The sequence below is a fragment of the Acetobacter fallax genome, assembly GCF_011516735.1.
Lineage (GTDB): Bacteria > Pseudomonadota > Alphaproteobacteria > Acetobacterales > Acetobacteraceae > Acetobacter > Acetobacter fallax.
Window position 1 is genome coordinate 1 of the sequence record NZ_WOSX01000070.1, and the last position, 9,538, is coordinate 9,538.

The following is a 9,538-nucleotide window of genomic DNA, read 5'->3' on the forward strand; positions in this document are numbered from 1 at the left end:
CACACCGAACCGCGCCGCAATCGAGCGGGCTGATGCCCCTGCAGTTCCAGCTTCCAGAACCCGCTCCCGAAGATCATCACTCAATGCTCGTGCCATCACCGTCTCCATCAGGGAAAACGGTGAATCACATTCCCCCTGCAGTGTCACCTCTCGATTCAGAGTTCAGTGGAACTGCTCTAGCCAGTCTGTGCGTTCATGCGCCTCTATGAGTGCAAGTTGCATGTGATGAAACTGACGCCATGGCCATAAATGACGATCTCGCAGTTTGCGCAGGCTAGACATGACTTTTATTCTGAACATTTTATATCTTTCCCGTCAGAGACATAATGGAACGAGTAAATAGAGTATTCTTTTCATCCTGTTTCATGCACCAGTCGATCCATTCGACGATATCGTCCCATTCGCACTTGGCGGCGAGTGTTCGCATTTCCGAAGCTATTTTGGGAGCCATATTCCAGTCCGGGAGGAATATCTTTATCTTTTCTTTGTAACTGTCGGCATTTTCCCGGGCCTGATTGATAACATCGGCAAGTCCTTCCCGGTCGAGTGCGTAAAGCCGCCATATAGCTTCAATTTCAGGCAGCATATCCCTTGATCTTCTCAGTATAAATAATATCGGTCCAAATGGAATTCGGTGTCCGCACTCTGACAGAAGACTGACAGCTTTATCAAGAACAGTATCTGTCAGAGATCTCCAGAGTCTCAGCGCACGCCGCGCTGTTTCCGCCCCGGCATCGAAACCAAGTTCTTCTGTTCGTACAATAGCAGAATTATCAGTTTGGTATCTTTGCATTGTTTCTGGAGATACATTTAATTTCTTAATATGTCCTGCCTGATCCGCGAGATATAGAGCGGAAAAAATGACGGGCCATGGGTACCCCGACACATTAAGAGAATAGACCATGTTGTCCTTTCATTACCGAAGTGGCAGTGAGTGTATGACTTTATTCAAACCGCAAAAGGTTCGATCCCGATATTTAAACAATATATTTGCGTAGCTGCCTTAATGTTATACTTAGGCGTTTTTTGCGAACATCCTCTTAAAGAATGGTCAAATTATATAAAGCACTTCTTATTATTTTATGTAAACAAAACTAATCCGCGCAGTAAATAAGGTACGAAAGCACATTTCCGTAAGCAACAAGATGATGATTATCGTCGTATGTTTTTCCGTCGCGATAATATCCCACGGTATGGTAATTGCTGTCGCGCGCAATGAGATGGCTTCCATCCTGTTCGATTACGCCGAGAAAATGATAGTTTTGATCGCGGATTTCATGGCGCATTTTTATTCCTTTGTGTGTGTGTTCGCACGGAAAGAATCTCACAGTGCCGTGAATGTGTCTCCGTTTATCGGTTTGCAATAAATAGGATCTATCTTCGACAGAAACGGTCGTAGCCGGAGTCTGTTGCCATGCGTCATGAGAAAGCTGTGGGTCTTTTACGCCTTGCGCGTCAGATGGCCGGAAGCGCAGAAGGGCTTTCTCTTAATGATATGGCCCGGATAATGGGGGTCAGTCGCCGCACTGCCGACCGACTGCGTGTTGCGCTCGCGGAACTGTTCCCGCAAATGGAGGAAATCACAGACGGTCGTTCCATAAGGTTCCGCATTTCTGGTGGACTTGACGGATTCCTGCAGACTCCCACAGTGGATGAACTGGCAGAACTTCATACTGCGGTGACAACTCTGGCAAACCGGGGCAGCAATGTTCGTGCCGATCTTCTGGCCAGCTTGCAGGATAAGGTCAGGGCAGCCCTGCGCCCGTCCATGCGTGCCCGTATGGCGCCGGACCTCAGCGCTCTGACACTTGCTGAGGGTCACGCGTTTCAGGCGGGGCCCAGACCGATAACTGACCCGATATTGCTGGAAACCATTCGTATGGCGCTGAAGGCAGCATGCACAGTGCGTTTTTTCTACGCAAACGCGAGGGGCAAGATCAGGACCGTCACGCCATGGGGCCTTTTATATGACAGCGCCTGTTATCTGGTCGGACCCGAGATGGGAAAGACGGAACCGGCGTTGTGGCGGCTGGATCGTATGCAGGCCATCGAAATATCTGACAATCGTGCGCTTCCTGCTCCTGAAGGCTGGAACATAGAGAATTTTATCAGTCATTCTTTCGGAGCCTATCACGAGCCGCCCCGTGATATCGTGCTGTGTTTTTCTTCCACATCAGCATCTCAGGCAGCACATTACATATTCCATCCGACACAGACACATGAGGTTCTGTCTGATGGAAGCCTGGTGGTGCGCTTCCAGGCAGGTGGTCTCCGTGAAATAGCTTATCACCTGTTTACGTGGGGAACAGCGGTGCAGATTCTTGCTCCTGCCGAGTTGCGCACGGAATTGCATGAGTTGCTACGCTCTGCAGCAGACCATCATGAGCGTTCCCCGGAAATGATGTCTGCCTTCCGATGACGACCGTATCTGGCGTTATTCGCTGATATTTCTACATACTTTGGCAATAATATATTGATAAATATAGGATAAAACTCAGGTTATTTGCCTCTAACACCCAAAAACAAGTGTTTTTCTGTAGGTGTTATAATGCTTAAGGAGATATGTAGTTGAATATCGATAAGAAAAAGGGACTGCAGGCGTTCGCGGATGCAAAGAAACTTGCTGAGTCCTGGCTTACGGACGATATATTGAAAGCAGGCACAGGCGAAACGCGTGAAGAATTCGTGGAACGACAGGTGACGACGGCTCCACCGTTGGAGAATGATAATATTTTTCGTCTGTACTGCATAAATTCACAGAACAGGGGCGGTGCGAGAAATCTTCTTGATGACTCCAACTGGACTGCTCTCGGCAAGTCAGTTTTAGGCGATTATAATTATACCTATGTTTCTGAAAAATATCCCTGCACTGATACGGGGTTCGTCAGCCTCTGTGCCGATGTTCTGAATGCACATAAGAACGGGCTGGAGATTATTAAGGGTGATACCCGGAATCACATTCAGGCGCTGGAGGATCCACTACGTAATAAGACCAAGGCATGGGTAAAAATCCTGACCACAATTCAGGAAGGAGCTACATTATTTAGCGCAATCGAGAAAAAACACCCGGGGATTGCACTGAAGGAGGCCTTATTCGGGCCGGTTCCAGAAGACACTCCGGTCAACAGGGTTACGATAGAGAACATTAAACTGGCTGTAAATGCGGTCAGAGTGAAGTATGTCGGAGACGCGCTCGCTTTTAATTTCCTGAAAGATCTCGGGAACAGACATTTTTTTAAACCTGATATTCATACCTGCGAGGTTGTCGGATACGCTTTTACTAAAGCGGGGCATCCCATTCCCGACAATCAACCATTTGAAACAATAGAAAAAATTCTGCTTTTTTCGCACGTAACAGGCATCCCTCTGGCAGAAATCGACCGTATTATGTGGCTGTCCGGATCGGGAATTTTCCAGGCTCCGAAAGTTTCCGGCGGCCCGTGGATTGAACACGCCACCCTGCCAAAAGGCACAGCAGGCAAAGAAATAAGGCAGAAGCGGAAGCATGAAATGGCCAAACTGTTTCGTCAGGCGGTGACAAGCTTCGACTGATCGGCTGTTTGTTTGCTCAGGGCATAATATTCTTCGACGGGGTGCCGATGTTTTTTTCCTTCCAGGTTGCCGACCCATATTCTGGTCTGCAATATCGCCTGAACGATGTGCGTCTGGCAGAGCTTTCGCTTGCACCCATACCCCCGGAATGGAATCCGGGGAGCGTCATTATGGAGACACCTGATCCGACTTGGGCAAACAGTCTTGCCAACGCCCCCGCCGAAACCGTTGTGGCGGTATCCACAGCACTGAATGATCTGATCGTGGCGACGTCTGATCTGAAGTTGCCACAGATTAATGAGTTGGATGAAAGCCGTGCGAAACGGCATCTTGCCGCACTGACAGGCTTGTGGCGCCGAATGGGAGGCGCATTGCCGGACGGTCTGGCGGTTGTGCGGCATGTGCTGGAACTGCCATTCGGAGAGTTCCTCGCTCCACTACCTGTCGTTGAAGGATCGCTCGATCCGTTGGCGCCTCGTGTCATGATGGCCCTGTATGACAGGTTGCGCACCGAATTCGGAGAAGTTTCTCCGTCGAAGCGAAGGGAAGCGGCGCCCGCAGGCAGCAGGCTCCGCGCCCTTCAGAACGGGTTATCCTCTCCGGACCTGCGGTCAGCTCCTGCTGACGATACTCTGTCTGTTTATGGATTGCGCGATCCTGCTGCGTGTGCAGACTTTACCGCCGCCCGTGCCAGAACGCTTATTGAGGCAGGGTGCCCTGCACGGGAAATTGCTGTGATGGTGGATGGTGATCCACGTCAGGTAGCCCGGGCATTCAGGGAGCAGGGTGTTCCGATTTCAGGTCTGCCCGAATGTCTGCCCGAACGCGATGTCCCGGGTGAGATGGTTCTGCATCTCCTTCTGGCAAAACGGTCGCCTACACCAGCAATGGTGCTGGCTGCATTGGCGCTATCTCCCCTGATGCCCTGGAGTGCGCAGACAGGGCGCGAACTGGCAGAAAAACTGATCCAGGGAGATTTTCGCAGTCAGCTTCTGGAAGCCGACCCTGATCATGTGACTCTCTGGAATGATATCCGCGCTTCGGCTGGCAGTCGTGCGCAGCTTCGTTTCCTGTTGGAACGGATCTGCGACCGTCTGCCACAAGGCAAGATCATACGTGCACGTCTTGCTCCACTGCAGCACCTGCTCACAGGAGATGGTGCTCCGGACTGGGAAGTCATTCTGCGCAGCGTGCAAATTGCATCTCCCGAAGCTGGTGCGTCTTCATACAATCTGGAGGGAGTCAGCCTTTGGTCGCCTCGGGAAAGCCCGTGGCGTCCCTGTCGTCATCTGATCATCGTCGACTTTACCGAAGGACTTTATCCTGTCCGGCCACGCGCTAATCCCATGTTTCTTGACAGTGAGATCATTCGTATCCGCGAGAAGACCGGCTTGAGGATGCGCAACCGAGCCGAAAGTCTCTCTCACAGCCTTGATCTTTTCACGGAACAGCTTCAGGCCTCAAACGGTAGTGTAACTTTCCTTGTCCCTTATCGCGATCTGGCGGGTGTACGACATGCGCCTTCAGCAGGACTTTCGCTTGTCGCCCGTGCGGTTGAGGGCGTTGCAGACGCGGCAGATCTCATCATCGATCTTTCGCGTGTCGCACCGCAGGACTGGCCGGTGATATTTCACGAGATTCCTTCCGTCCCGGATCTGCGGGTCCTACCTGATGCGCTGGATTTCAGCGGATATGATCTGCTGGCACTCAGACGCGACGATGATGGTGCGGCTAAACCGCAATCCCCGAGCCGGTTGGAAACGCTGATTGTGAGTCCGCTTGCCTGGCTTCTCAATGAACTCGGAGCGACGGATTTGTCCTGGTCGGCCGATACACTGGATGTGCTGACCATGGGTAATATCGCCCATGATGTGTTCGAGCATGTGTTCCTGCCCAATGTGGCACCCCCCGAGGATGAGGCGCTGGCTGCAGCTGTAGCTGATGCCTACGAACGCGCCCTGACACGTCATGCCTCATATCTTCGCAGTGCATCATGGGAGATGGAGCGTCGTGGTCTCGAACGCGACATTCTGTCAGCTGCACGTCGCTGGTGCGATCATCTGCATGCTCTGGGTGCGAAAATCATCGGCAATGAACTCTGGCTTGAGGGAGAGGCCCACGGCGTCCGCCTGCACGGCAAGGCTGATGTCATCCTTGAATTGCCCGACGGCACACTGCTGGTAGTCGACCACAAGAAGAGCAGTACACGCCGTCGCCGCAACCGGATGAATGCAGGCTGGGACCTGCAGACCGGTTTGTACCGGGACATGATAGCGCGGCCGGTTCGTCGGGAAGGGGACAGTATGGAATTGCTGACTGGCCGTCCGGTCGGAATCGCATACCACCTGATGAACGATGGCGGCCTGTTGAGCAGCGGTGTTGCAATGGTCAAGGGGACGCTGGCCCAGGATATGGGCGACGAGGTCAATGTGGCGGCAGTTGCCCAGTTGACCACACGGCTGGCGGAACTTGGAGTGGGCCGGATTGTGCTGAATACCACTGATGATTTCTCTTTCTTCGAGAAAAAAGGCGGGTTCACACCCTATGCGCTGGCTGATGGTAGCCCGTTGGTTCATGCTTTCATGCGCGAGGTAGAGCAATGAGGATGTCGCAGGATCATGGGCTGGTGATCGTTCCTGCGGGTGCGGGGGCGGGCAAGACGCACCGGATAATGAGTCAACTCTCAGACTCGGTCCGACGCAGGCTTGTGCGTCCCGACCGCATCCTCGCTGTGACATACAGCGAGGTGGCAGCCAGTGAACTGCGCGAACGTATTCGGGCAGGTCTTTTGGCGGAAGGACTGATCAGTGAAGCTTTGGCAGTCGAACGTGCCTATGTCTCGACGATCCATGGGCTGGGCCTCCGGCTGCTGACCGAGCATGCGCTGGCTGCCGGCGCTTCGCCACAGCCGCGCCATTTGGGCGATGCGGAACGAGACCTTCTGATCCGTCAGACTCTTGCTCGCACCGAGGCGCTCGATCCGATCAAGGCTGAACCGGAACGTTTTGGATATCGCGTCAGTTGGCAGAAAGGGGAAACAATCGAAGACGCCTTACGCACCAAGGTTCTGGCAATGATTGAGCTTCTGCGTGGCCTTGGCGACACGGGGTGCGCCCCGAGCTTGATCGAGCCGGCTTTGACGCGTCTGGACAGGATTTATGGTGCGGTGTTGGATAATCCCACCGCCGCGTACGACCGCCTGATTGCCGCAATCGAAACCATACTGGAGGACTTTCCTGAGGGTGGCATGGCTAGTGTTACCGCCACGGGACCGCTCAAGACACTGGAAGAAAATCATACTCTGTTTCTCAAGGTTCGGCACAATCCGGAATTGCTCAGGCATGACTGGGGTATCTGGGAAAAACTACGTAAACTTTTCACGTCAAATATCCGCACCAAGACGCCGGCCGGCTATGATGATCGGGCGGCAGCAATCATGGAGGCAGCGGATGTCCTGCCGATGCATCCCGGTCCGCTTGCAGATGCAAAATTGCATCTTAGTTGTCTGGTTACTTGTGCGCAGGAGGTGGCGCAGGTCTACGATGCTTGCAAGCGCAAACTTGGCCTAATTGATTTCGCCGACATGATTATCGGCGCCGAGCGTCTTCTGCGTACCGACGCGGATGTCCGAAAAGCCGTCCTGGATGAGATCGACTGCGTCATCATCGACGAATTTCAGGACACAAATCCCGTGCAGTTCGCCCTGTTGTGGCAACTGGGGGCTCATGCGTCACGCACACTTCTGGTGGGTGACGTGAAACAATCTATCATGGGGTTTCAAGGGGCGGACCCACGACTGTTACAGGCACTGGTTACCGCACATGTCGATTCTACACAGCCTTTGACTCATAACTGGCGCTCGACACCAGAGGTCATGCAATTCGTGAATGCCGTAGGAACCGGCCTGTTTGGCGCGGACTACAATCCGTTGTCCGCGACCCGCGATCCGGTGGCGGGACCAGCGGTGGAACTGCTGAGTATTACCAAAGGCAGACGAGTGCGGAACGCCTCGACGCCGCAAGAGCATGTGGCCGAGCGCATAGCGCGCATCCTGACCGATCAGGAAAAGGTTATTGACCGTCGTACCAGTCAGGCACGTGTAGTGCGTCCTTCCGACATCGCGCTTCTGGTCCGTAGTCACGCCACAGCTGCCCGCTATGCTGAGGAATTGCGTTCACGCGACGTTCCTGTTCGCATTGCAGAAAATGGATGGTCCGCAAGTCCTGCGATACAGACCGCTCGCGCCGCGCTTCTATATGCTGCGAATCCGGAGGATATCCACGCAGCACTTCTGCTGCGGACACTTGGTCCTGATCCTATCCCTCTGGAGACAGCACTTACGCAGCAGATCGATGGCCTGTTTGTAAATGATGCTGTGTTGAAGCGTCTGGCAGCGCTTGCAGACCAGTTGAGGGTATTACCGGTTTCGGCGGCGTTAGATCTGGTTCTGGAAAGCGCAGGCATCAGACGCTGGGCCCAGGGCCTGTCGGGGGCCTCTCAAGCCCGCGCGGATCTGCTGCGACTGGAAGCCGAGGCCGAAGAGTTTGAAGCCGCACATCGCGATCTCAAGGCGGCTTCGGGTTTTCACGGAGAAACAATAAAGGTTTTCCTTGGCTGGTTGGACTCCCGTGCGAGTGAACGTGATTTCGATCGTCGTCCGGATCCGGCCGCTGATAACGCCGAAGCGGTAGAGATTGTTACTTGGCATGCTTCGAAGGGGCGGGAATGGCCGATTACGGTGGTCGCTGAATTCGACGGCGACATCAAGGAGCGGGCCGGCACGACCATAGCCCGGTTCGATGCACTTGATCGGATTGATGACATGGCTTCGGTGCTGGCTTCGGCTCGGCTGATTCATACGCCATCTTTTGCCGCCGCCGAGGCACAAAAGCGTTTCATTGAGGACAGACGTCCAGACTTTGAAACCAATGCTCGCTGTCTTCTTTATGTCGCGCTGACGCGGGCGCGTGACCGACTTGTGCTGGAATGGCCCGATTTTCTGAAGGCTCGCGAAGACACTGCTCATGAAGCAAGCTGCCTTTTCCACGTTTTCGAGGATGCCTGCTCACCCGTGATCGGTCCAGACACTCTGCGGATCGGCGGAACTGATTGCCCTGCCGTCATCACGTCCGTACCGAATTACGCGCCGTTGACGAAATATGATGGTGCTCAGGACATGCGTATGGCCTGCTTCGGTGCGGCTATCGCCCTGTCGGCCACGCCGCTCACACCCTGGCGCCTCCAGCCATCACAGACCCGAAGCATCAGTAATATTCCGGCGAGCCGAAGCATTCCTCTCGGCACACCTTGGCCACGTGCAGTGAATGATGCCGCACGTGGCACGGCCTTGCATTTGGCGCTGCGGACCTATCTGACGCGCCCAGGCTTGGTGAAAAGGTTGCCCGCCTCCACCGGCCTTGACGTCGAGACGCTCGCCTTGGTGGCGGATCGCGCGGAAGAACTGAAAACCTGGCTCGCCGAGCAGGGCTACACGGATCTACGCTGTGAAGTTCCGGTTTTGGGCCATTCATCGGAAGGTGCCGAAATCCCCGGTATCATCGACCTTCTGGCCATCGGTTCCAAAGGCTGCCTCGTGATTGACCACAAGAGCGGCGGCACGGGCGAAGGGCTCGGCCCATATTGGCCACAGCTCTCCGCCTATACACGGCTGGTTCCAGCCTTTTTGCGAGAACAGCCCCTGCAAGGGGTGGCGGTTTTCTGGATCGACCATGGCAGGCTGGAACTGGTGGAGCAATCCGCACTGCTGCTAGCCAGATGTGACGGTAGCGAACTCTGTGAGAAAAACGATTTTTGGAGATATCATGAATAGTCTTGAATCACATTTCGTTTGCGGAACTTGGTTCAAGTCCGCAACCCTAAGAGCCTGAATCAGAAAGCGGTTTGATTGATTTTTCGCAGAACTCTGCGGATATGGGCAATCATCAACCATGCGCAGGATGACGAGATTGTTGTCTCGACATCCTTC

The 9,538-nt window shown here is 54.0% G+C and carries 6 protein-coding genes and 1 pseudogene; 4 read left to right on the forward strand and 3 right to left on the reverse strand.

Features of this window, described 5'->3' with window-relative positions:
* Positions 1-301: 301 nt before the first annotated feature.
* Together GOB85_RS17610 and GOB85_RS17615 are read right to left on the reverse strand one after the other, a co-directional pair.
* Positions 302-904 carry a hypothetical protein gene (locus GOB85_RS17610; protein ID WP_173578726.1) on the reverse strand — a complete coding sequence of 201 codons (603 nt, stop codon included), beginning with the start codon at positions 902-904 and terminating at the stop codon, positions 302-304.
* Between the two features lie 190 nt (positions 905-1,094).
* Positions 1,095-1,286 carry a hypothetical protein gene (locus tag GOB85_RS17615; protein ID WP_173578725.1) on the reverse strand — a complete coding sequence of 64 codons (192 nt, stop codon included), beginning with the start codon at positions 1,284-1,286 and terminating at the stop codon, positions 1,095-1,097.
* 128 nt (positions 1,287-1,414) lie between these two features.
* On the opposite strand from GOB85_RS17615, the gene GOB85_RS17620 reads away from it, so the two are divergent.
* The 4 genes from GOB85_RS17620 to GOB85_RS17635 all read left to right on the forward strand — a co-directional run bounded on the left by GOB85_RS17620 (position 1,415) and on the right by GOB85_RS17635 (position 9,382).
* Positions 1,415-2,419 carry a helix-turn-helix transcriptional regulator gene (locus GOB85_RS17620; RefSeq protein ID WP_173578724.1) on the forward strand — a complete coding sequence of 335 codons (1,005 nt, stop codon included), beginning with the start codon at positions 1,415-1,417 and terminating at the stop codon, positions 2,417-2,419.
* Positions 2,420-2,568: 149 nt separating this feature from the next.
* On the forward strand, positions 2,569-3,552 hold the full coding sequence (locus GOB85_RS17625; RefSeq protein WP_173578723.1) for a hypothetical protein: 984 nt from the start codon (positions 2,569-2,571) through the stop codon (positions 3,550-3,552).
* Between the two features lie 47 nt (positions 3,553-3,599).
* Positions 3,600-6,155 (forward strand): PD-(D/E)XK nuclease family protein, encoded by a 2,556-nt coding sequence (locus GOB85_RS17630; protein WP_173578722.1) that lies wholly within the window; start codon positions 3,600-3,602, stop codon positions 6,153-6,155.
* A gap of 2 nt (positions 6,156-6,157) precedes the next feature.
* A complete protein-coding gene (locus tag GOB85_RS17635) occupies positions 6,158-9,382 on the forward strand; it encodes a UvrD-helicase domain-containing protein (protein WP_173578721.1) in 3,225 nt (1,074 codons plus the stop codon).
* A gap of 59 nt (positions 9,383-9,441) precedes the next feature.
* Here GOB85_RS17635 and GOB85_RS17640 read toward each other — a convergent pair.
* Positions 9,442-9,538 (reverse strand): annotated as a pseudogene (locus GOB85_RS17640) (IS5/IS1182 family transposase); the annotation flags it as partial.